The sequence below is a fragment of the Streptomyces flavofungini genome (assembly GCF_014650815.1).
Classification (GTDB): Bacteria; Actinomycetota; Actinomycetes; order Streptomycetales; family Streptomycetaceae; genus Streptomyces; species Streptomyces flavofungini.
The window spans coordinates 1-20,904 of sequence record NZ_BMVR01000022.1 but is presented as its reverse complement, the minus strand read 5'-3'; the positions used below and the strand labels follow the sequence as shown (position 1 = coordinate 20,904).

Here is a 20,904-nt window from a genome sequence, read left to right as displayed (position 1 = left end):
GGGCTGTTTGGCTGTGAGTGCCGGAATGCCTGCGCCGCACCCTAGTTGGGGTGCCGGTCACCGTCAGCCGGATGGCCGAGCGGTCACCCGATGGAATGGCTTTGGGTAAAGCTGGCCCGCTCCGCGCGGGGCCGGGGGACGGGCCGCGAGCCCCTCCGCACAGGGCCCGGGGCCGACATCCACCACGCCGACCGGCCCCGAAGGAGCGGCAACTCGGCGCCCGTCATACGGCGGGCTCAGCACACACCCTCCGTAACGCCGGACGGGTCTACGGCGGACCGTAGACCCGTGGGGCAAGAGGGTGGGGGTGGCGGGGGACGACTCGGACCATGCGGGCTACGCGGCGCGGGGCCCGGGGGCCCGCGGGGTTACGTGGCCGGGCGGGTGGTGTCTGCGGGGCTGCGCGGCCTAGCGCACCCCGCCCCGGCCACCCCTGCCCGCCCCGCAGGGCCTACGCCGCTCCGCCCCGGGCCGCCTGCTCCGCGATGTCCGTGCGGTGCTGGGAGCCGTCGAGGCGGACGCGCGCGACCGCCGCGTACGCCCGCTTGCGCGCCTGCGTGAGGTCGGCACCGGTCGCCGTCACGGAGAGCACGCGCCCGCCCGCGCTGACGACCGCGTCGCCGTCGCGCCTGGTCCCGGCGTGCAGGACGTACGCGTCGGGGGCGTCCTGGTCCACGACGTCGGCGAGGCCTTCGATGGGGTCGCCGGTGCGCGGCGTACCGGGGTAGTTGTGCGAGGCGATGACGACGGTGACGGCCGCGTCGTCGCTCCAGCGCAGCGGCGGCAGGTCGGCGAGCGTGCCGTTCGCCGCCGCGAGGAGCAGACCCGACAGCGGGGTCTTGAGGCGGGCGAGGACGACCTGGGTCTCGGGGTCGCCGAAGCGGGCGTTGAACTCGATGACGCGGACGCCGCGGCTGGTGATCGCGAGTCCGGCGTACAGCAGACCGGAGAACGGGGTGCCACGGCGCCGCAGTTCGTCGACGGTCGGCTGGAGGACGGTCTCAAGGACCTCGTCGACGAGCTTCGGGTCGGCCCACGGCAGCGGCGAGTAGGCGCCCATGCCGCCGGTGTTGGGGCCTTCGTCGCCGTCGAGGGCGCGCTTGAAGTCCTGGGCGGGGCGCAGCGGGACGACGGTCTTGCCGTCGGTGACGGCGAAGAGGGAGACCTCGGGGCCGTCGAGGAACTCCTCGATGACGACGCGCCCGCAGGCGAGGGCGTGTGCCCTGGCCTCCTGGACGTCACCGGTGACGACGACGCCCTTGCCGGCGGCGAGGCCGTCGTCCTTGACGACGTAGGGGGCACCGAAGGCGTCGAGCGCGACGTCGACTTCCGCGGGCGTGGTGCAGACGTAGCTGCGGGCGGTGGGGACACCCGCGCCCGCCATCACGTCCTTGGCGAAGGCCTTGGAGCCCTCCAGCTCGGCGGCCTCCTTGGACGGCCCGAAGCACGGGACGCCCGCTTCGCGCACGGCGTCGGCGACCCCGGCGACCAGGGGCGCCTCCGGCCCCACGACGACCAGACCGGCGCCGAGCTTCGTGGCGAGCCCGGCCACGGCGGCGCCGTCGAGGGCGTCGACCGGGTGCAGCTCGGCCACGTCCGCGATCCCGGCGTTGCCGGGGGCGCAGTACAGGGCGGTGACCGCGGGGTCGAGGGACAGGGAGCGGCACAGGGCGTGTTCGCGGGCACCGCTGCCGATGACGAGGACCTTCACGGGGATCAGCCTAGCCCGGCGAAGGGGGTGCCTTTGTTCGGGCGTCCGAGGCGAGGGACGGCGGGAGGTTGTGGGTTTCTCCAGGTGGGGGGCGCGGAGCTGGGGTTTCGGGGGGTACGGAGTCCGGGGACCGGGGTACGACTCGGGCTTCCGTCGGACAGGGGTGCGGTGACGGCTCCCGCAGGACAGGGGTGCGGTGACGGCTCCCGCAGGACCGGAGCACGGTGACGGCTCCCGCAGGACCGGAGCACGGTGACGGCTCCGGCCGCCCGGGGCTCCCCGCAGACCCGTACCCCCGCCTACTCGTTGGTGTACTCCTCGACCACCGTCGCCCCCAGCTCCCGGACGATCAGTTCGTGGCCGGAGAGGGCCGAGTCGACCAGGTCCGGGTCGTCGTCCTCCGGGATGTCGTCCTCGGGGGCGACGTGCTCCGGGGGCGGGGGGGCCTGGGTGGGCGCCGGGGCCGAGGGGCGCTGCTGCCGCGGGGCGGCGGGCGCGGACTGGACCGGGCCCGGCTGCTGCGGGGCCGGGGACGGGGCCGGGGCCTGCGGTGCCGCGGGCTGCTGCGGGGCCGGGCGGGGGGCCGCCGGGGCGCCGCCGCCGAAGCCGCTCGCGGCGGGCGGCGGTGCCGAGCCGCCCGACGGGTCGACGATCGCCTCGACCTTCCACTGCACCCCGAACTGCTCCTGCAGCGCCTGCCGCAGCACGTCCTCGCTGCCGCTGGACGCGAAGTTGTCCCGCGCACCGGCGTTCACGAAGCCGAGTTGGAGCGTGGTGCCGTCGAACCCGGCCACCTGGGCGTTCTGGCTGAGCAGGATCCAGGTGAAGCGGCGGCGGTTCTTGACCGCGTCGAGGATGTTCGGCCAGAGGGAGCGGGGGTCGGGGCCACCGCCCGTGTACGCGGCGGCGGGGGCGGCCGGGGCCGCCTGGCCCGCGGGCTCCGGGGCCGGAGCCGGGGCGTGGGCCGGGGGTGCGGCGGGCGGCTGCGCGGGGCCGCCGCCCGCGGGGGTCGCCGTGGGCCAGCCGCCCGGGCGGTTCGCCGCGGGGGCGGTGGGCGCGGGGCCGCCGGCCGGGCCGCCAGCCGAGCCGCCGGGCGCGCCTCCGTTCGGCGCCGCGGCTCCGCCGCCCGGGGCCGAGGTCGTGGGCCAGCCGCCGGGGCGGTTGCCCGCGGGGGCGGCGGTGGGCTCGGCAGGGGCCGTGGGCGCGGCCGGGGCGGGCGCCTGGGGCGCCGCCGGGGCCTCGGGGGCGGGCGCGGGGGCGTACTGGGCGGCGGCGGGCTGGGCGGCGGCGGGCTGCCCCCCGTCCTCAGCACCGGCTACGAAGCCCGCACCCGGGCCCGAGTCGGAAGCACCCCCCGGACCACCGGGCCCCCCGCCCCGTACAGCGGCTCGCGCGGCCGCGGCCCCGCCTCCGGGCGGAACCTCCGGCCCCGGCGGCGGCACCGCGACCCCCGGCTGCCGCACCCCGGCGTGCGCCTCGGGCCCGGGAACGTAGGCCATGGCGGGAGCGCCCGCGGGCCCCCCGGCCATGAACTGGCCCCCGCGCTCGAGCCGGTCGAGCCGGGCCATCACCGAGCGCTCGTCGTCGAAGGCGGCGGGCAGCAGCACGCGCGCGCAGATGAGTTCGAGCTGAAGCCGCGGGGAGGTGGCCCCGCGCATCTCGGTGAGGCCTTCGTTGACGAGGTCGGCGGCGCGGCTCAGCTCGGCGCCGCCGAAGACTCCGGCCTGGGCCTGCATGCGCTCGACCACGTCGGCGGGGGCGTCGATGAGGCCCTTCTCGGCGGCGTCGGGCACGGCGGCGAGGATCACCAGGTCCCGCAGCCGCTCCAGGAGGTCGGCGACGAAGCGCCGGGGGTCGTTGCCGCCCTCGATGACGCGGTCCACGACCTCGAAGGCGGCGGCGCCGTCACCGGCGGCGAAGGCCTCGACGACGGAGTCGAGGAGCGAGCCGTCCGTGTACCCGAGCAGGCCCGTCGCCATGGCATACGTCACACCGTCCTCGCGGGCGCCCGCGAGGAGCTGGTCCATGACGGACATGGAGTCACGCACGGACCCGGCCCCGGCGCGCACGACGAGCGGCAGGACGCCGTCCTCGATGGCCATGCCCTCGCGCCCGCAGACCTCGGCGAGGTAGTCGCGCAGGGTGCCGGGGGGCACGAGCCGGAACGGATAGTGGTGCGTGCGCGACCGGATGGTGCCGATGACCTTCTCGGGCTCCGTCGTCGCGAAGATGAACTTGAGGTGCTCCGGCGGCTCTTCGACGACCTTCAGGAGGGCGTTGAAGCCCGCCGACGTGACCATGTGGGCCTCGTCGATGATGTAGATCTTGTACCGGCTGGAGGCCGGGCCGAAGAAGGCCTTCTCGCGCAGGTCACGCGCGTCGTCCACACCACCGTGGGACGCGGCGTCGATCTCGATGACGTCGATGGACCCGGGGCCGTTGCGCGCGAGGTCCTGGCAGGACTGGCACTCTCCGCACGGGGTGGGAGTGGGACCTTGCTCACAGTTCAGGCAGCGGGCGAGGATGCGCGCGCTCGTCGTCTTGCCGCAGCCGCGCGGGCCACTGAACAGGTACGCGTGATTGACCCGGTTGTTGCGCAGCGCCTGCTGCAGCGGGTCGGTTACATGCTCCTGCCCGATGACCTCGGCGAACGACTCCGGGCGATAACGGCGGTACAGCGCGAGAGACGACACGTATACGAGGTTATAGGCGCCCACTGACAACCCGGACCGCCCCGGACGAACACCCCGCCCCACCGGCGCCGCGGGCCACCCCGCCGCGCGCCCGCCCCGGAACGCAAAGGGCCCCCCACGCACCCGCCAGAGCCGACCTACCCTTGCTGCCTTCCGGCCCTGGGGGAGTTCAGTCAGATAGCGCCACGTGAGGGGCTGGCCCCCACCCTAGCCGATCCCGGGGGGTGGGATCGAGTCCGCTCCCCGGACGTGAACGCACCAGGTCCCCGCGACCGGAACGCGTTCGCGAGCACACCTCCGCGTCTTGTATTGTTTGCGGCGGAGGATTCGCCTAGTGGCCTAGGGCGCACGCTTGGAAAGCGTGTTGGGGGCAACCCCTCACGAGTTCGAATCTCGTATCCTCCGCCAGTGCCTCACCGGGCACTAACGTTGAAGGGCCCCACCGTTCGCGGTGGGGCCCTTCGACGTTGTCGGCGTTGTCAGTGTTCTCGGCGTTCTCGGTGTTCTCGGTGTTGTCGGCGTTGTCGGCGTTGTCGGCGCTATCCGCGTCGTCCGCGCCGTCCGCGCCGTCCGCTCGGGTTCGCGCGCCGGAGGCCGGGGCGAAGAGGGGGGTTGGGTACACCCCCAGGACACCGTTTTCCCCTATGCCCTGGTGAGCGCGGGCGCAGCAGAGTTGGGGATGTCAGCACGGTACGTCCCCTGCCGGGCGAACGGACGAATACGAGGCCCCGCTCATGACCATCGACACGCTCCCCCACGCCCCCGCCACGACGCCGACCCGGTCCGCGCCCCCGACCCCGACCCCGACCCGGGAGCGCGTTCCCACCTCCCGCCCCGGCTTCTGGCGGGCCCCCTTCGCCGCCACCACCTTCCGCGAGTTCGGGTACACGCTCGTCTCGCTGCCGATCGCCATCGCCGGGTTCGTGTTCGCCGTCACGCTGTTCTCGCTGGGCGCGGGGCTCGCCGTCACGCTGCTCGGGCTGCCCGTGTTCGCGGTGCTGCTGGCGGGGGCCCGCGGCCTCGGCGCGGTCGAGCGGCGGCGGGCGCGGGAGCAGCTCGGGGTCGAGGTGGCGGAGCCCGCGGCGGTGCGCGTGGGCGAGGGCGGTGCCTGGGCGGGGGTGCGGGCCCGGATCGGGGACGCGGCCGGGTGGAAGGCCCTGGTGTTCCAGGTCGTCATGTTCCCGTGGCGGGTGACGAGCTTCGTGGTGGCGCTGACCCTGTGGGTGACCGGCTGGGTGGTCGCGCTGTTCCCCGCGTACTCCTGGGTGTTCGCGCGCTACACCGACTGGCCGGGCTACCGCGTCTTCGACTACACGTCCGGCGGCGAGCACCACGCGTACTACATCGAGTCGCCCCTGCAGGTCGCCGGGGTCGCCGCCGTCGGCTGGCTGCTCGTGCTGCTCACGCCGCTGATCGTGCGGGCGCTCACCGGCGTGGACCGGGCCGCGGTGCGGGCGCTGCTCGGCCGGTGAGGCGCCGGGCGAGGCGCCGGGTGAAGCTCCGGGCGAGGTGCCGGGCGGGCCCCGCCCGCCCGGCACCGCCCTGTCCGCGAGAGCCCTGTCCGTGAGAGCCCCGCCCGTGAGAGCCCCGCCCGTGAGAGCCCCACCCCCGCGAGCACCACGACCATCCCGGCCACCACCCGCACGCCGATCTCCTCCCCGAGGACCAGCGCGCCGAGGGCGACCGAGACGACCGGGAGCAGATAGCCGACCGTGGCCGCCGCGGTCGGCCCCTCGTCGGCGATGAGGCGGGAGTTGAGGTGGAAGGTGAGGCCGGTGCCGAAGACGCCGAGGACGACGACGGCGAGGACGCCGGTGAGGGTCGGCGCCGACTCCGTGTGCGGGCTCGCGGGCAGGCCGAGCGTGGTCAGGCCGGTGGCGGCGAGGAGTTGGGCGGCGGACAGGGCCAGCGGCGGCGTGCCGCGGCCGATGAGGTGCCGGGCCATGTACGCGAAGGCGACGGCGTAGCTGACGGCGGCGGCGAGCAGCGCGAGCGCGCCCCAGCTCGCGAGCCCCGACTGCTGCCACGGCGCGAAGATCAGCAGCGTGCCGCCGAAGCCGAGGACGAGTCCGGCGAGCCGCTTCGGGCCGAGCCCCCGCTCCGTACCGAGCAGCAGGCCGAGCCCGAGCGACCACAGCGGGGTCGTGGCGTTCATGACGCCCGCGACACCCGAGTCGACCGTCTGCTCGCCGATGCTGAAGAGCAGGAACGGCAGCGCGTTGCAGAACAGGGCCGCCACGACGAGATGGCCCCAGATGCGGCGCTCGCGCGGCAGCCGCTGGCGGGCCGAGCGGGCGAGGACGAGGAGGACGGCGGCGCCGAGCGCGCAGCGCACGATCGTCACGTGCAGCGGCGCGAGGCCGCCCGCCAGGGCCAGCTTGATCCACAGGAAACTCGAACCCCAGAGCAGGGCGAGGACGGCGATTCGCATGTCTCGACGGTGCCCCGGCCCTATTCGTAAGACAAGCGAAAAGATTCGAAGGCAGAATGAAGCTGAGCTTCATTCGTGGCGTACGCTGGCCGCATGCTCGACATGCGGCGCATGCAGATCCTGCGGGCGGTCGTCACCAGCGGTTCGGTGACCGCTGCGGCCCGGAACCTCGGCTACACCCCGTCCGCGGTCAGCCAGCAGATGGCGGCCCTGGAGAAGGAGGCGGGCACCCCGCTCCTGGAGCGCACCGGCCGCGGGGTGCGGCCCACGGACGCCGGGCTGCTCCTGGCCGACTGCGCGACGGCCATCGGCACCCACGTCGCCCGCGCGGAGACGGCGCTCGCCGATCTGCGCGCCGGGCGCACGGGCCGGATCTCGGTACGGTACTTCGCCACCGCGGGCGCCCGCCTCGCCGCGCCCGCCCTCGCCCGGCTGCGCCGCGAACACCCCGGAGTACAGGCCGAGTTGCGCCTCACCGACCCGGACGACCCGCTGCCCGAGGTGAAGGCGGGCCGCACCGACGTGGCCCTCGTGGTCCGCCGCCACGACGCTCCCCCGGTCGACGGCATCCGCTTCGTCCACCTCCTGGACGACCGCTACCGCGCGGTGCTGCCCCCGGCCCACCCCCTCGCCGCCCGCACCGGCCTGCGCCTCACCGACCTCGCCGAAGAGCCCTTCGTCGGCAGCGAGTTGCCGGGCCCTTGTCTGGAGGCGGTCCTCGACGCGTGCGGGTCGGCCGGGTTCACGCCGGACTTCGTGGTGGAGAGCGGGGACTACGCCACCGCGCAGGGCTTCGTGGCCGCCGGGGTCGGCGTCGCGCTCGTGCCGGAGATGGGTCTCGTCACGGCGCCGGGGGCCGAGGCCGGCCGCCCGGAGTGGGTCGTGCGCGAGGTCCGCGATCCGGAGCCGGTGCGGTCGATCTGGGCGGCGGTACGGGCGACGGCGCCGCAGGGGCCGGTGCTGCGGGCGTTCTTGGGCGCTCTGCGGGACGCGGCGGCAGAGACCGGCGTGACGGCCGAGGCGGGCAGGACGACCGGGGCGGGCGGGACCGCCTACTCCGACCCCGACCCCGCCGACCCCACCCTCGGCACCGCCCCCGGCGCCGCGTAACACCGCACCCGTACCGTCTGCCGCGCGCTCCACCGCTGCTCGCCGACCCCGAGCAGCTCCCAGCCCGCCCGCTCGTACAGCGCCACCGCCCCCGCGTCCGAGGCCACCACATCGAGCACCGGCCACAGCCCCCGCTCCCGCGCCGCCCCCGCCACCCGGTCGAGGAGCACCGCGCCGATCCCCCGCCCGCGCGCCCCCGGACCGACGAACAACCGGCTGACCACGGCCGTCCGTCGGACGGGCGAGCCGTCCCGCGCGCCCCACATCCTCGGCGCCACGTCGTCCGCCCCGGGAGCACAGAGCGCGATGTGCCCCACGACGTCCCCGTCGGCCGCGGCCGTCCACGCCCCGAGCAACCCGGACGGCGTCAGCCAACCGGCCGGGTCGGCGGGCCAGTTGGTGGGGTAGCCGTCGCTGTCGTGCACGTCGGCGAGGACGCGCACGCAGGCGTCGAGGTCGGCGGGGACCCGCCGTCGTACGAGAAGGTCCACGGCACCCTTGCGTCGGTCGCTCATCCGGGCATGCAAGCACACGGCTCACACGCCCCGCGCGCGTGTTTCCGCCCGCGCCGCCCCGAGCGCTCTCACGCGAGGGAGACCAGCTCCCGGTACTCCGTGCTCCACAGGTCCTCGGTCCCGTCGGGCAGAACGAGGACCCGGTCGGGGCGCAGGGCGTCGAGCGCGCCCTCGTCGTGGGTGACCATCACGATCGCCCCGGGGTACGTGCCCAGGGCGGCCAGGACCTCGTCGCGGGACGCGGGGTCGAGGTTGTTGGTGGGCTCGTCCAGGAGCAGGACGTTGGCGCCGGAGTGCACGAGTCCGGCCAGGGCGAGGCGGGTCTTCTCGCCGCCGGAGAGCACCTTGGCGGGCTTGTCCGCGTCGTCGCCGCTGAACAGGAACGACCCGAGCACCCGCCGCACCTCGCCGTCGGTGAGGCCGGGGGCGGCCGCCGCGAGGTTCTCCCGTACGGTCGACTCCCCGTCCAGGGTGTCGTGTTCCTGCCCGAAGTACCCGATGCGCAGGCCGTGGCCACGCACGACCCGCCCCGCGTCCGGCGTCTCGCGCCCGGCGAGGAGGCGAAGCAGCGTCGTCTTCCCGGCCCCGTTGAAGCCGAGCACGACCAGGCGGCTGCCCCGGTCCACGGCGAGGTCCACGCCGTGCAGCACGCGCAGCGTCCCGTAGGACTTCGCCAGGCTGACCGCGCCGAGGGGCATGCGGCCGCACGGGGCCGGTTCGGGGAGCCGGATGCGGGCCACCTTCTCGCCGCGCCGCGTGGGCTCGGTGCCCGCGAGCAGCCGGTCGGCGCGGCGCGCCATGTTCTTCGCGGCGGTGGCGGTGGCGACGTGGGCGCGCATCCGGTCGGCCTGGGTGCGCAGGGCGGTGGCCTTGCGCTCGGCGTTGGCGCGCTCCCGGGTGCGGCGGCGCTCGTCGGCGGCGCGCTGGGCGAGGTAGGCGGGCCAGGTGGTGTTGTGGACGTCGAGGGCGGCGCGGGCGGGGTCGAGGTGGAAGACGCGGTTCACGACGTCGCCGAGCAGGTCCACGTCGTGGCTGACGAGGACGACGCCGCCCGGGTACGTGCGCAGGAATCCGCGCAGCCACTCCACCGAGTCCCGGTCGAGGTGGTTGGTGGGCTCGTCGAGGAGCAGCGTGTCGTGGCGCGAGAACAGCATCCGGGCGAGTTCGACGCGCCGCCGCTGCCCGCCCGACAGTTCGCCCACGGCCTGCCCGAGGACCCGCTCGGGCAGCCCGAGCCCGGCCGCGACCCGGGCGGCCTCGGCCTCGGCCGCGTAGCCGCCGCGGGCCTGGAAGGCGTCGTCGGCGCGGGCGTACGCGGCGAGGGCGGACCGTTCGTCGGCGCCGCGCTCCAGGGCCGCCTCGGCGGCCCGGAGCGCGCGCACCGCCTCGTCGAGGCCGCGCGCGGACAGGATCCGGTCGGTGACGGTGGCCGCCGGGTCCGCGGCGGCCGGGTCCTGGGCGAGGTGGCCGAGGGAGCCGGTGCGGGTGATGGTGCCGGTGGCGCTCGGGGCCGGACCGGCGAGGGTCTTCAGGAGGGTGGACTTGCCCGCTCCGTTACGACCGACGAGGCCGACGCGGTCGCCGGGGCCGACGTGGAAGGAGATGCCGGACAGCAGGGTCCGGGCGCCGACGCACAGGTCGACATCACGTACAGAAAGCATGGGGAAACGCTCCGCAACAGCGAAAGGACACACGGGTGACGTGAAGGCGTGTGTCCTGGCTAGGAGATGCGGGGCGTAGACATGCCTCCAGGCTAGGCGGCGGCCCACCGCGCCCGCACCCGCTTTTCCGGGCGCCGCCGCCGGTGCTCCCGCCGGCCCCCTCCGGCGCCATCGCCCGCGCGTACGTCCGCCGCCGCCCGCCCCGTCCGCGTACCCGGCCGCCCGCGCCGCCCTGCGAACCCCCCGCACCCGCGAGATGATCGCCCCATGGACGCCACGCTGCACCTCGCACAGCAAGAAGACGCCGACGCGCTGCTGAGCCGCAGCCCGCTGGCCGCGCTCGTAGGGATGCTCCTGGACCAACAGGTCCCCATGGAGTGGGCGTTCGCGGGTCCGTACACGATCGCCCAGCGGATGGGGGCGGACGACCTCGACGCCCATGACATCGCGGCGTACGACCCCGACGCCTTCGTAGAGCTCCTTTCCGCCAAACCCGCCGTGCACCGCTACCCGGGCGCGATGGCCGGGCGCGTACAGAAGCTCTGCCAGTACCTGGTGGAGCACTACGAGGGCGACGCGGAGGCCGTCTGGCGGGACGCGGCCGACGGCAAGGAACTGCTGCGGCGCCTCAACGAGCTGCCCGGCTTCGGCAAGCAGAAGGCCCAGATCTTCCTGGCCCTGCTCGGCAAGCAGCTCGGCGTGCGGCCCGAGGGCTGGCAGGAGGCGGCCGGGGCGTACGGCGAGCCGAAGGCGTTCCGGTCCGTCGCGGACATCAAGGGGCCCGAGTCCCTGCAGCAGGTCCGCGCCCACAAGCAGGAGATGAAGGCGGCGGCGAAGGCGGCCAAGGCCGCGAAGGGCTAGGGCGTTTCTGACGGCTCTTGAAACCGTCAGATGGCTGTCACGGGTGTGGGCGCCGGGGCGAGCAGCACCTCGGGGGGCAGCTCCCGTTGCGCCGACGATCTCCCTGGCGGCCGACCAAGAGCCATCAGAAACGCCCTAGCCGACCCGGGGCTACCGCCGCCGCTTCGCCGTGCCGAAGACCGACCGTGAGATCTCCCGGCCGATCTGTGTCCCCATCGACCGCAGCAGCGACTTGAACATCCCGCTGCCCATCACCTGCTCGACGACGGACCCACCGCCGGACCCGCCCGCGCCCTCCTGCGGCTTCGGCGCCGCCTTCCCCTTCGCCTGCGCCGGGACCGGAGCCGCAGCGGGTGCGGCGGCCCGCTCGGCCTCCCGGGCGCTCAGCCGCTCGTACGCCGACTCCCGGTCCACCGCCTCCGCGTACCGCCCGTACAGCGGCGATTCCCGGACGGCCCGCTCCAGGTCCGCCGCCGCGACCGGGCCCATCAGCGACTGCGGCGCCCGCAGCCGCGTAACCGCGACCGGCGTGGGCGCGCCCTTCTCGCTGAGCACGGTGACGACGGCCTCGCCGGTGCCGATGCCGGTGAGGGTCTCCGCCAGGTCGTACGCGGAGTTCGGGAACGTACGGACGGTCGCCTTGAGGGCCTTCTCGTCCTCGGGCGTGAAGGCGCGCAGCGCGTGCTGCACCCGGTTGCCGAGCTGCGCGAGGACGTCGGCGGGCACGTCCTTCGGAGTCTGGGTGACGAAGAAGACGCCGACGCCCTTGGACCGGATCAGCCGCACGGTCTGCGTGATCGACTCCAGGAAGGCCTTGGAGGCGCCGCTGAACAGCAGGTGCGCCTCGTCGAAGAAGAAGACGAGCTTGGGCTTGTCCACATCCCCGACCTCGGGGAGGTCGTGGTACAGGTCGGCGAGCAGCCACATCAGGAAGGTGGAGAAGAGGGCGGGCTTGTCCTGCACGGAGGGCAGTTCGAGCACGGAGACGAGCCCCGGCGCACCCGAACCCGCCGAGCCCGATCCCGCCTCGGCACCCGCCGCGCCCCCGGCCCCCGCCGCCCCCAGCAGCTCACGCGTGTCGAACTCCGGTTCCCCGAAGAAGTCCCCCATCCCCTGCGCCTCGAACGCCGTCAGCGCCCGCAGGATCACCCCGGCGGTCGCCGTGGACAGACCGCCGACCGTCTTCAGCTCCGGCTTGCCCTCGTCCGAGGTGAGGAAGGCGACGACAGCGCGCAGGTCCTTCAGGTCGACGAGTTCGAGGCCCTTCTGGTCGGCGTAGTGGAAGATCAGGCCGAGCGACTGCTCCTGCGTCTGGTTGAGCTGGAGCACCTTCGACAGCAGGACGGGTCCGAAGCTGGTGATCGTCGCCCGTACCGGAATGCCCGTCCCGATCCCGCCGAGGGCGTAGAACTCGCACGGGTACCCGCGCGGCGCCCACTCCTGCCCGACGTCCCGGGCCCGGCCGGTGACCCGGTCGCCCGCCTCGCCGGGCGCCGAGATCCCCGAGACGTCGCCCTTGATGTCGGCGAGGAACACGGGCACGCCCTGGGCGGAGAGCTGCTCGGCGATGAGCTGGAGGGTCTTGGTCTTGCCGGTGCCGGTGGCGCCCGCGACGAGGCCGTGCCGGTTGAGCATCGGCAACGGGATGCGCACCTGCGCCTCGGGGTGGCACCGGCCGTCCCACAGGAGCGCGCCGAGGTCGAGTGCGGGGCCGTCGAAGGCGTACCCGGCGGCGATCTCGGCGACCTCCGGAGGTGACGCGGACGGCGTCACCCCGACGTCGGACACGGACCCGTTCGGGGGATTTCCGCCATCGGGTGTGGACGGCATCGGCTGGCTGTCGCTCACTTCGGCCCCTGCTCCCGGCTTGAGAGTTCCGGGTTTGCCCCGGTTTCCGACGTCATTTCCCAGGGTCGCACTCGGCCGCCATGGCTGCGCCCGGAGAGCCTTGACCGGTAGGCTTTCCGTGTGATCTTCAAGCGCATCGGAAACGGCCGGCCGTACCCCGACCACGGCCGGGAAAGCACCCGGCAGTGGGCGGACGTCGCGCCGCGCCCGGTCCGCCTCGATCAGCTCGTCACGACCAAGGGCCAGCTGGACCTGGAGACGCTGCTCGCCGAGGACTCCACGTTCTACGGCGACCTCTTCGCGCACGTCGTGAAGTGGCAGGGCGATCTGTACCTGGAGGACGGGCTGCACCGCGCCGTCCGCGCCGCGCTCCAGCAGCGCCAGGTGCTGCACGCCCGCGTTCTCGAACTGGGCTGAGCCCCGCGGGGGCCCGCGTTGGCCCTTTTGGGTTGGCCTTGGCGCCGGGCAATGATCATTTAGTAGGAATCGCCGCCGCGCAGCACTACGCTGCGCCCATGAGCATGCTCACTCCCCCCGGCATGGGCGGCAAATACCGCATCACGGGGGACAAATACCCGCGTATGCGTCGCCCCAGCGGCCGTCGCCGGATCGTGCTCGGAGCCGTCGCGTCCCTCGCCGTGGCCGGGCTGCTCGGCTGGGGCGGCCTGCAGCTCGTCGACGTGTTCTCCGGCGACGACGAGGCGTCCGCGGCGGGCGGGGCGAAGGACTGCCCGACGAGACCGGCGTCGGCCGACGCGGCCCGCAAGGCCGAGCCGAAAGCTTTCCCCCAGCCCCGGAAGATCACCGTCAACGTCTTCAACGCCACCCCGCGCGGCGGCCTCGCCAAGGAGACCGCCGCCGAGCTGAAGAAGCGCGGCTTCGCCATCGGCGACGTGGGCAACGCGACGAAGGCGTTCGACAAGAAGGTCGAGGGCCCGGGGATAGTGCTCGGCGCGAAGTCCGCCGCCGACACGGCGCTGCCGGTGCTCGCCACCCAGCTCCAGGGCGCCGCCCGGCAGACGGACGCCCGCAAGGGCGGCGAGGTCGACCTGATCCTCGGCAGCAAGTTCAAGGACCTGGCGACGAAGAAGGACGCCGACAAGGCCCTGGCGGCACTCACCAGGCCCGCGCCGACGCCCTCGAAGCCGGAGTCGTCCGACGGCAAGAACTGCTGAGCGCAGCGACGGGCCGCTCAGCAGTCACCCACCCGGGCGGCCACTCGACCGCCCCGTACGGCCCGACGACCACTCGGCCGCCGGTACTGCCGTACTGCCTGACGGCTACTCCGCCGTCCCGTACATGCGGTCCCCCGCGTCACCGAGCCCCGGCACGATGTACCCGTTCTCGTTGAGGCGCTCGTCCACCGCGGCCGTCACGACCGTCACCGGCGTGCCCGCCAGCTCGCGCTCCATGACCTCGACGCCCTCCGGGGCGGCCAGCAGGACCACGGCGGTCACGTCGTCCGCGCCGCGCTTGATGAGCTCCTGGATCGCCGCGACCAGCGTGCCGCCGGTGGCCAGCATCGGGTCCAGGACGTAGACCTGGCGGCCGGAGAGGTCCTCCGGCATCCGGGTCGCGTACGTGGACGCCTGCAGCGTCTCCTCGTTGCGGATCATGCCGAGGAAGCCGACCTCGGCGGTCGGGAGCAGGCGGACCATGCCGTCGAGCATGCCGAGACCGGCGCGCAGGATCGGCACGACCAGCGGCCGCGGATACGACAGCTTGACGCCGGTCGTCCCGACCACGGGGGTCTCGATGTCGACCTGCTCGGTGCGCACGTCCCGGGTGGCCTCGTACGCGAGCAGGGTGACCAGCTCGTCGGCCAGGCGCCGGAAGGTCGGGGAGTCGGTGCGCTTGTCGCGCAGCGTGGTGAGTTTGTGCGCCACCAGCGGGTGGTCGACGACGTGGATCCGCATTGTTCAACAGTAACCGGGCGAAGCGGCCCCCTGATCCCTCCGCGCTGGCATCAACCCCGGCCACGGAGGGAAGGTGGACGTACGAACACTGGGGTGGTGTGGCCTATGCCCGACCGGGAAGCGCGCGAGAGCGACGCCGAGCGACGCAGGCGACGCGAGACGGAAGCCGAGCGGCGCAGGCGCCGCGCCCAGTTCCTGCACGAGTTGACCGAGGCCCGCGAGCTGCGGGCCCGGGTGACACCGCGCCGCGCCCGGGCGGCCCGACTGCGACAGGCGATGCGTATGCGTACGTTCCGCTGGTAGCCGCGAAGGAGGCCGCCGCGGCAAAGCGGCCTGTGATTCACAACGCGACGCGGACACAGCGGTCCGAAGACCTCTCCTGAAGCCGTTGTTTCTGCCACGATTCCGAGTGGGCGGGGCTTGGAACAGCACTCCCGCCGCCGACGTCCGCCGGGGGGACCCCCAACCGGCGCCTATGAACAGTGGGAGAGTCACGGTGTACTTCGCCGCACTGCTCGCGCGCACCGAAGACGGGTGGGAAGCGAGCGACACGGAGCTCGACAATGTGGAGAGCCTGTCGGATCTGGCCGATCTGGCCCGTGAGGCCGCTGTCGACGACGACACGGTCCTCGTCTTCATCGAACAGGAGGACGCCTGGTTCGGCGTCGTCCGCGTGGACGGCGAGGAGGACCCGCGGATCTACGTCTCCGACGCCGCGGCCGCCGCTCGCAGCGCCTACGGCGAGATCCTTCTCACCGACGAGATGCTGGGCCGCGACCCGGACGACGAGGCGGACGCCCTGGAGTCCCTGGACCTCGACGGCACGGAGGACGGCGAGCCCGACACCTCCGACGACGACACGGACGGGCCGGACAGCACCGGCGAGGCCGTGCCCGCGGGGCCGCTCGGGGACCCGCAGGTCCTCGGCGACCTCGGAGTGTCGGACAAGGACCTCAAGGCACTGGAGAGCGGCGACGCGCTCGGTGAGATCGCCGACATGCTCGGAGTCACGGAGGTCCTCGAAGCCGTCCGTTAGTTTCACCGCGTGACACAACTCCCAGATCCGGTACGAGACCGCTGGCGGGCGCCGATGCGGATCGCCCTGGACCAGGCCGAACGGGCCGTCCAGGGCGGTGACGTGCCCGTCGGCGCCGTCGTGCTGTCCGCGGACGGCGAGACGGTGCTCGCCACCGGCCACAACGAACGCGAGGCCGGGGGCGACCCCACCGCGCACGCCGAGATCCTCGCGCTGCGCCGGGCCGCCGCCAGGCTCGGCACCTGGCGGCTGCCCGGCTGCACGCTCGTCGTCACCCTGGAGCCGTGCGTGATGTGTGCGGGCGCCCTCCAGCAGTCCCGCGTGGACCGCGTCGTCTACGGCGCCCGCGACGCCAAGGCCGGCGCCGCGGGCTCCCTGTGGGACCTGCTGCGCGACCGGCGGCTCAACCACCGGCCCGAAGTGATCGAAGGGGTCCTCGCCGAGGAGGGCGCGCGGCTGCTCACCGACTTCTTCGCCCGCTCCCGGGACCGCGGCACCCCGCCCGCCGAGGGGTAGTCCCAACGGATTTCGGCCCACGGCCCACCTTGGGCTAGGATCTCTCTCGGTAGCGTGTCCGAGCGGCCGAAGGAGCTCGCCTCGAAAGCGAGTGTGGCGCAAGTCACCGAGGGTTCAAATCCCTCCGCTACCGCCATAGACACCCCGCCGGTCCAGGAAACTGGACCGGCGGGGTGTTTCGCGTTCGGCCCCCGCCCCGGCACCTGACGAAGCATCCAGCGAAGCCCGGCGTCCAGCGAAGCGGAGCGCTTCGCACTAAGTGCGCACGAGCGATCGAACACCGCCACAAGCAACCATTTCTTTGTTTTATGTGACGGGCCGGGAGAATCAGGCATTCCGCCGCACGGTCACGGGTAAGGCGCCCACACGGTCAGCCGACCCGCACCGGACGGACGGACAGCCATGCGCATCATCAACTTCTTCCGCAGCCTCGGTGACACGGCCAAGGAAGTCGCCCGGGGCGTGGCGGACGCCATCGGCGATCTGCCCAAGGCCGCCGTCGACATCTACTGCGCCCGGCAGGAGACCAAGCGGCTGGAGATCCACGACCGCAGGCTGCGGGACTTCGCCAAGGACGAGCGCAAGCACGCCCCCGCCGCCCTCGGCCCGGGCGGGGGCGGCGGCTCACCGTCGTCCCAAGTGGACGTACTGCTCCCGCATTCGACCGTCACCGTGCCCCCGAACCAGTGGTCCGAGGAGCAGCGCGAGCACGAGCGACAGCTCCAGCAGGAGGGGGCCAGGCTCGCCGAGCGGCACGCCCGGCTGACCCACGAACTCGCCGCGGAACGGCTCACGTTGGACGACCGGTTCCGGCGCGAGCGGTCCGACCGGAAGCACCGGCAGCGCAAGGACGAGCGGTCGCACGGCGCACAGGTGGACTACGAACTGAACCAGGCCCTCGCCGACGCCGCCCACCACCGCGAGCACACGCCCTTCGCACTGGTCTATCCGCACGAGGTGAGCGCGCAGATCACCGCCGAGACCCGCAACGGCACCCTGCCCGCCCTCATCACCGCCCCCTTCTTCCGCGCCAGCGACCCGCACGCGCTCATCGACCCGGTCAACGCCGAGTTCGACTTCCACCTGCGCGAGGCGCTCCGGGAGCTGCCGGGGCCGAAGCTGATGGCGGGGGTGCCGGGCCTGTTCCGCCGCCCGCTCAACCGGCACGAGACCGACCTGTACCTCGTCCGGCAGGTCCTCGCCGCGCACCCGGTGGTGCTCGTCCACGGAGAGATCACCGAGGGCTGGCGCACCCGCGTCGACATCGTCGCCTGGAACCTCTACGGCGAGGCCGCCGCCGCGGCCGCGCCGCCCGAAGTCCCCCGGCGGCTCGGCACCTTCGACGCGCTCTCGCCCCTCGTGCCCGCCGCGGTGCGGCTCTCGCTGCCGTTCCCGGCGCTGCCGGCGGACGCGGGCAAGGAGCGGCACGCGGTGGAGGCGCAGATCGCGGCGCTGGCCGCGGGCGTCGCCGCCGTGATCGCCGAGTGGTTCCACGTGGCGGCGGGCCACGACCCGCAGCTGCACTCCCGGCTCGACGGCTCCCTGGACCCGCTGCCCCGCGCCGCCGCCCTCGGCACCGCCGCGATGCTGGACGTGTCGGTGGACCGGGGCCTCAAGGCGGAGACCGACGCGCTCATCCAGCAGGCGGCCACCTACCAGGAGGCCGGTTTCGAGGAACCCGCCCTGTTCACCGCCCGCCGCGCGCTGCGCCTGCCCACGCCCGGCACGCGCACGGAACGCCAGACCTATCTGGACCGGGTGCGCGGGCTGCTGCCCGTCCTCGACTCGCTGAAGCTCGGCGGCGAGGCGGCGGAACTGCGGGCGTCCGCCGAGGAGATCGCGGGCGCGGAGAACCGCCGTCGGCTCCTCGGGGAGGACGACGACGAGGACGGCGCGGAGGACGGCGGGGCCGGTGCGGGTGGCGGTGGCGCGGGTCCGGCCGGTCCGGCGGGCGCCGGTGGCCGAGCGGGTGCCGGAGAGGACGGCTGACGCATGGGGGCGCGGTTCCGGGTGGCGGCTGCCATCGACTTCGGTACGCACGCCAGCGGGTACGCCTGGACCGCCGTCAGCCGGGACCACGCGGACCCCCGACGGCGCGACATCGTCGACCGGGAGAACTGGCCGGAAACCACCGAGAAGCGCTATCCGAAGACCCGCTCGGCCCTGCTCCTGGACAGCTCCGGCGCCGTGCTCGCCTGGGGGCACCCGGCCGTGCGCGCCGCCCGCCCGCCGGGCTCCCGCCTGGTCACCGGCATGAAGATGTCGCTGCGCCCGGCCGACGACCCCTCACGCCCGGCCCCCGGGAACCGCGTGCCGCGCGCGCTCGACGACGACCTGTCCCGCCCGGTGCCGCTGATCGCCACGTACCTCGAACGGCTGCGGGCGGCCGCCGTGGCCGAGATCACCGCCGCGGGCGGCTACCGGGAGTCGGACATACGGTGGTGCCTCACCGTGCCCGCCATCTGGTCCCAGGCCGCCCTCGGCGCCATGCGCGAGGCCGCGGAGACCGCCGGGTTCCCGGCCGGGCACGACACGCTGCTGCTCGAACCCGAGCCGGACATGGCCGCGTTGTACTGCGCCGTCAAGGAGCTCGCGCCGACCGGCCCAGTGCGCTCGCTGCTCGGCGCGTTCCGCAGGTCGGGGCAGCGGTTCGTGGTGGCGGACTGCGGCGGCGGCACGGTCGACGTGGTGGCGTACGAGGTGCTCGGGGACGGCTCGCTCGCGCAGCTCCGCCGTCCCTCCGGGGGCGCGTTCGGTGCCACGTACACGACGAACGGCTTCATCAAGGACGTGCTCGGCAGCCGGTTCCTGGACCAGACGAACCTGGAGCGCCTGACCAGGTATCACTGGACCGAGTTCCAGGAGCTGTTGAGCGACTGGGAGACGCACCGCAACAGGTTCACGGTCGGCTCCCGCGAGAGCGTCGCGCTGCGCGTGGACGGTCTGCACGGGCTGCTCTCGCCGGACGACCTCCGGCACCTCGGCGAGGTCCAGGGCGGCAAGGGCGACCGGCTCGTCGTCCGGCCCAAGGAGATGGCCGACCTCCTGGAGGCCGCGGTCGGCGGGATCCTGCCGCTGATCGACGCGCACGTGGAGACGGCGGCCGAGGGCGGCGGCGCGGCCCGCCCGGACGTGTACCTGGTGGGCGGGTTCTCGAAGTCGCCCTATCTGCGGGAGCGGGTCCGGGCCCATGTCGGGAAGCGGGCCCGGGTCTTCATGCCGGACCGGCCCGAGCGGGCGGTGCTGCACGGGGCCGTGCACCGGTGCTACGCGTCCGCTGTCCGCGAGGGCGACGACGTGGCCGCCGGAACCGGCGGTGGGATCGGCGCGCGCCGCTCGGGGCCGGACATCACGGAACGCTGCGCGCTCTACACGTACGGCGCCCGAGTCTCCGTGCCGTACGAGGACGCCGACGGCGCCCAGGACCGGGCCCTGGAGCACAACGACGAGGGGCGGCCCTTCTGCCCCGACCGCTTCCTGCGGTTCGTCACCATCGGCCGGCGCGTCGGCGTCGGCCACGAGGTCGCCCACCGGAACCTGGTCCCCATCCGGGCCGACCGGACCCACATGACCGTCGACTTCTACGCCACCCACGCCCCCGACCCCCGCTACTACGACTCGGCCCCCGCCAAGCGCATCGGCGACATCACCGTCGACCTCAGCTCCTGCATGCACCTGCCGCGCGAGTCCCGCGAGGTCGACGTCCACCTGTCGTTCGGCCGGGCGGAGATCACCGTGCGCGCGGTCAACCGGCACGACGGCCAGGCGGTCGACGCCACCCTCGACCTCGATCCCGAATTCTGATCCGGATCCGGGACCGAAGCCGACCTGAATTCCGAACGGCCCGAACTGCGGTGATGGGGAGGCGATCCAGGATGTTCTCGCGGAGGGACAAGCGTGCTGAGGACGGTGAGCGCGGGGAGCGCGGGGGCGCGCCCACTGGCGGTGGGTACGCGGACATCGGCCTGCTGGAGGTGATCGCCCGGCTGGACGCGCTCGGCACCGCGGTGCGTGCTCTCGGCGACGACGTGGAACGGCACGAGGAGGACATACGCGACCTCCTCGCGGCTGCGGCCGGTTCCGGCAGCGGGGACGTGCTCGACGAGGCCCGGCGCCGGGCGCTCGACGTCGCGGAGGACCTCCAGCACGTGTGGCTGCGGGCTTGGCGGGCGGGGGGAGAGCGTGGGGCCGGGCGGGCTGTGGGGAGTCCTCGGGAGCAGGCTCGGGGGGTCGGGGAGCTGTTGCGGAGGGTGTTGGGGGGCGAGGGTGCGGCGTCCGGGGCCGCAGGGGCCGACCGTGGCTCGGTGGAGGCCGACGGTGTGGCGCTGCGGGGTGCCGCCGTCGAGGCGGGGGTGGAGTTCTCTTGGGATGCCGTACCGCCGGGGCGGGCTGACGGGCAGTCGGGTACGTCGTCGGGTGCGGGATCGAGTGCGTCGTCGGGTGCGGGATCGGGTACGCCGTCGGGCGCGGGACCGAGTGCGCCGTCGGGCGCGGGACCGGGTACGCCGTCGGGCGCGGGACCGGGTACGCCGTCGGGCGCGGGACCGAGTGCGCCGTCGGGCGCGGGACCGGGTACGCCGTCGGGCGCGGGACCGGGTACGCCGTC

The 20,904-nt window shown here is 74.1% G+C and carries 16 protein-coding genes, 2 tRNA genes, 1 other RNA gene and 2 pseudogenes; 13 read left to right on the top strand and 8 right to left on the bottom strand.

The window, feature by feature from the left end; genetic code table 11:
• Positions 1–451: 451 nt before the first annotated feature.
• From purD to ffs, 3 genes are all read right to left on the bottom strand, one after another.
• The gene (gene purD, locus IE274_RS36385; protein WP_190120225.1) at positions 452–1,711 is read right to left on the bottom strand and encodes a phosphoribosylamine--glycine ligase; all 1,260 of its coding nucleotides are present in this window, start codon (positions 1,709–1,711) and stop codon (positions 452–454) included.
• A gap of 299 nt (positions 1,712–2,010) precedes the next feature.
• Complete coding sequence (locus IE274_RS36380; RefSeq protein WP_190120224.1) at positions 2,011–4,404, bottom strand: DNA polymerase III subunit gamma and tau; 2,394 nt, start codon at positions 4,402–4,404, stop codon at positions 2,011–2,013.
• 103 nt (positions 4,405–4,507) lie between these two features.
• Positions 4,508–4,604: signal recognition particle sRNA small type (gene ffs / locus IE274_RS36375), an RNA gene on the bottom strand.
• A 120-nt stretch (positions 4,605–4,724) separates the two neighbouring features.
• On the opposite strand from ffs, the gene IE274_RS36370 reads away from it, so the two are divergent.
• Positions 4,725–4,812: transfer RNA gene (locus tag IE274_RS36370), tRNA-Ser, on the top strand.
• 326 nt (positions 4,813–5,138) lie between these two features.
• A pseudogene (locus IE274_RS39855) lies at positions 5,139–5,807 on the top strand (sensor domain-containing protein); the annotation flags it as partial.
• On the opposite strand, the gene IE274_RS36365 reads toward IE274_RS39855, so the two are convergent.
• Positions 5,744–6,835 carry a DMT family transporter gene (locus tag IE274_RS36365; protein WP_190120223.1) on the bottom strand — a complete coding sequence of 364 codons (1,092 nt, stop codon included), beginning with the start codon at positions 6,833–6,835 and terminating at the stop codon, positions 5,744–5,746. The pseudogene IE274_RS39855 and the gene IE274_RS36365 sit on opposite strands and share 64 nt — an antisense overlap.
• 93 nt (positions 6,836–6,928) lie before the next feature.
• Between IE274_RS36365 and IE274_RS36360 the strand changes: the two genes are divergently transcribed.
• Positions 6,929–7,945: a LysR family transcriptional regulator gene (locus IE274_RS36360; protein ID WP_229910045.1), complete on the top strand. Its 1,017-nt coding sequence runs from the start codon at positions 6,929–6,931 to the stop codon at positions 7,943–7,945.
• Here the strand turns inward: IE274_RS36360 and IE274_RS36355 are convergent.
• Complete coding sequence (locus IE274_RS36355; protein ID WP_190120222.1) at positions 7,888–8,460, bottom strand: GNAT family N-acetyltransferase; 573 nt, start codon at positions 8,458–8,460, stop codon at positions 7,888–7,890. The two genes, IE274_RS36360 and IE274_RS36355, sit on opposite strands and share 58 nt — an antisense overlap.
• Positions 8,461–8,528: 68 nt before the next feature.
• Positions 8,529–10,121: an ABC-F family ATP-binding cassette domain-containing protein gene (locus IE274_RS36350; protein ID WP_190120221.1), complete on the bottom strand. Its 1,593-nt coding sequence runs from the start codon at positions 10,119–10,121 to the stop codon at positions 8,529–8,531.
• A 267-nt stretch (positions 10,122–10,388) separates the two neighbouring features.
• On the opposite strand from IE274_RS36350, the gene IE274_RS36345 reads away from it, so the two are divergent.
• Entirely contained in the window at positions 10,389–10,982 is a 594-nt protein-coding gene (locus IE274_RS36345) for an HhH-GPD-type base excision DNA repair protein (RefSeq protein WP_190120220.1), read from the top strand.
• Positions 10,983–11,132: 150 nt separating this feature from the next.
• Here the strand turns inward: IE274_RS36345 and IE274_RS36340 are convergent, their stop codons facing one another.
• Positions 11,133–12,830: a helicase HerA-like domain-containing protein gene (locus tag IE274_RS36340; RefSeq protein ID WP_229910044.1), complete on the bottom strand. Its 1,698-nt coding sequence runs from the start codon at positions 12,828–12,830 to the stop codon at positions 11,133–11,135.
• 120 nt (positions 12,831–12,950) lie between these two features.
• On the opposite strand from IE274_RS36340, the gene IE274_RS36335 reads away from it, so the two are divergent.
• Both IE274_RS36335 and IE274_RS36330 read left to right on the top strand, forming a co-directional pair.
• Complete coding sequence (locus IE274_RS36335) at positions 12,951–13,247, top strand: type II toxin-antitoxin system VapB family antitoxin (RefSeq protein WP_003955420.1); 297 nt, start codon at positions 12,951–12,953, stop codon at positions 13,245–13,247.
• Positions 13,248–13,345: 98 nt separating this feature from the next.
• Positions 13,346–14,005 (top strand): LytR C-terminal domain-containing protein, encoded by a 660-nt coding sequence (locus IE274_RS36330; protein ID WP_229910043.1) that lies wholly within the window; start codon positions 13,346–13,348, stop codon positions 14,003–14,005.
• 105 nt (positions 14,006–14,110) lie between these two features.
• On the opposite strand, the gene upp is transcribed toward IE274_RS36330, so the two are convergent.
• Positions 14,111–14,746, bottom strand: coding sequence for a uracil phosphoribosyltransferase (upp, locus tag IE274_RS36325; RefSeq protein WP_030363603.1), 636 nt, complete (start codon positions 14,744–14,746; stop codon positions 14,111–14,113).
• A gap of 105 nt (positions 14,747–14,851) precedes the next feature.
• Between upp and IE274_RS36320 the strand changes: the two genes are divergently transcribed.
• From IE274_RS36320 to IE274_RS36290, 7 genes and pseudogenes are all read left to right on the top strand, one after another.
• Positions 14,852–15,049 (top strand): hypothetical protein, encoded by a 198-nt coding sequence (locus IE274_RS36320; RefSeq protein ID WP_030363602.1) that lies wholly within the window; start codon positions 14,852–14,854, stop codon positions 15,047–15,049.
• A 193-nt stretch (positions 15,050–15,242) separates the two neighbouring features.
• Positions 15,243–15,782, top strand: a complete 540-nt coding sequence (locus IE274_RS36315; RefSeq protein WP_190120282.1) for a tRNA adenosine deaminase-associated protein — start codon at positions 15,243–15,245, stop codon at positions 15,780–15,782.
• A 54-nt stretch (positions 15,783–15,836) separates the two neighbouring features.
• Entirely contained in the window at positions 15,837–16,298 is a 462-nt protein-coding gene (tadA, locus tag IE274_RS36310) for a tRNA adenosine(34) deaminase TadA (protein ID WP_190120281.1), read from the top strand.
• A 48-nt stretch (positions 16,299–16,346) separates the two neighbouring features.
• Positions 16,347–16,434: transfer RNA gene (locus IE274_RS36305), tRNA-Ser, on the top strand.
• A 266-nt stretch (positions 16,435–16,700) separates the two neighbouring features.
• Positions 16,701–18,287, top strand: a complete 1,587-nt coding sequence (locus tag IE274_RS36300; RefSeq protein ID WP_190120218.1) for a hypothetical protein — start codon at positions 16,701–16,703, stop codon at positions 18,285–18,287.
• A gap of 3 nt (positions 18,288–18,290) precedes the next feature.
• Positions 18,291–20,102, top strand: coding sequence for an acetate and sugar kinases/Hsc70/actin family protein (locus IE274_RS36295; RefSeq protein WP_190120217.1), 1,812 nt, complete (start codon positions 18,291–18,293; stop codon positions 20,100–20,102).
• A gap of 71 nt (positions 20,103–20,173) precedes the next feature.
• Positions 20,174–20,904, top strand: a pseudogene (locus tag IE274_RS36290) (hypothetical protein); the annotation flags it as partial.

What these genes read in the sequence shown, in the direction of transcription:
- IE274_RS36365 (WP_190120223.1), bottom strand. Translation starts at nt 6,835, where the DNA reads ATGCGAATCGCCGTCCTCGCCCTGCTCTGGGGTTCGAGTTTCCTGTGG.
- IE274_RS36360 (WP_229910045.1), top strand. Translation starts at nt 6,929, where the DNA reads ATGCTCGACATGCGGCGCATGCAGATCCTGCGGGCGGTCGTCACCAGC.
- IE274_RS36355 (WP_190120222.1), bottom strand. Translation starts at nt 8,460, where the DNA reads ATGAGCGACCGACGCAAGGGTGCCGTGGACCTTCTCGTACGACGGCGG.
- IE274_RS36350 (WP_190120221.1), bottom strand. Translation starts at nt 10,121, where the DNA reads ATGCTTTCTGTACGTGATGTCGACCTGTGCGTCGGCGCCCGGACCCTG.
- IE274_RS36345 (WP_190120220.1), top strand. Translation starts at nt 10,389, where the DNA reads ATGGACGCCACGCTGCACCTCGCACAGCAAGAAGACGCCGACGCGCTG.
- IE274_RS36330 (WP_229910043.1), top strand. Translation starts at nt 13,346, where the DNA reads ATGAGCATGCTCACTCCCCCCGGCATGGGCGGCAAATACCGCATCACG.
- upp (WP_030363603.1), bottom strand. Translation starts at nt 14,746, where the DNA reads ATGCGGATCCACGTCGTCGACCACCCGCTGGTGGCGCACAAACTCACC.
- IE274_RS36320 (WP_030363602.1), top strand. Translation starts at nt 14,852, where the DNA reads ATGCCCGACCGGGAAGCGCGCGAGAGCGACGCCGAGCGACGCAGGCGA.
- tadA (WP_190120281.1), top strand. Translation starts at nt 15,837, where the DNA reads ATGCGGATCGCCCTGGACCAGGCCGAACGGGCCGTCCAGGGCGGTGAC.
- IE274_RS36300 (WP_190120218.1), top strand. Translation starts at nt 16,701, where the DNA reads ATGCGCATCATCAACTTCTTCCGCAGCCTCGGTGACACGGCCAAGGAA.
- IE274_RS36295 (WP_190120217.1), top strand. Translation starts at nt 18,291, where the DNA reads ATGGGGGCGCGGTTCCGGGTGGCGGCTGCCATCGACTTCGGTACGCAC.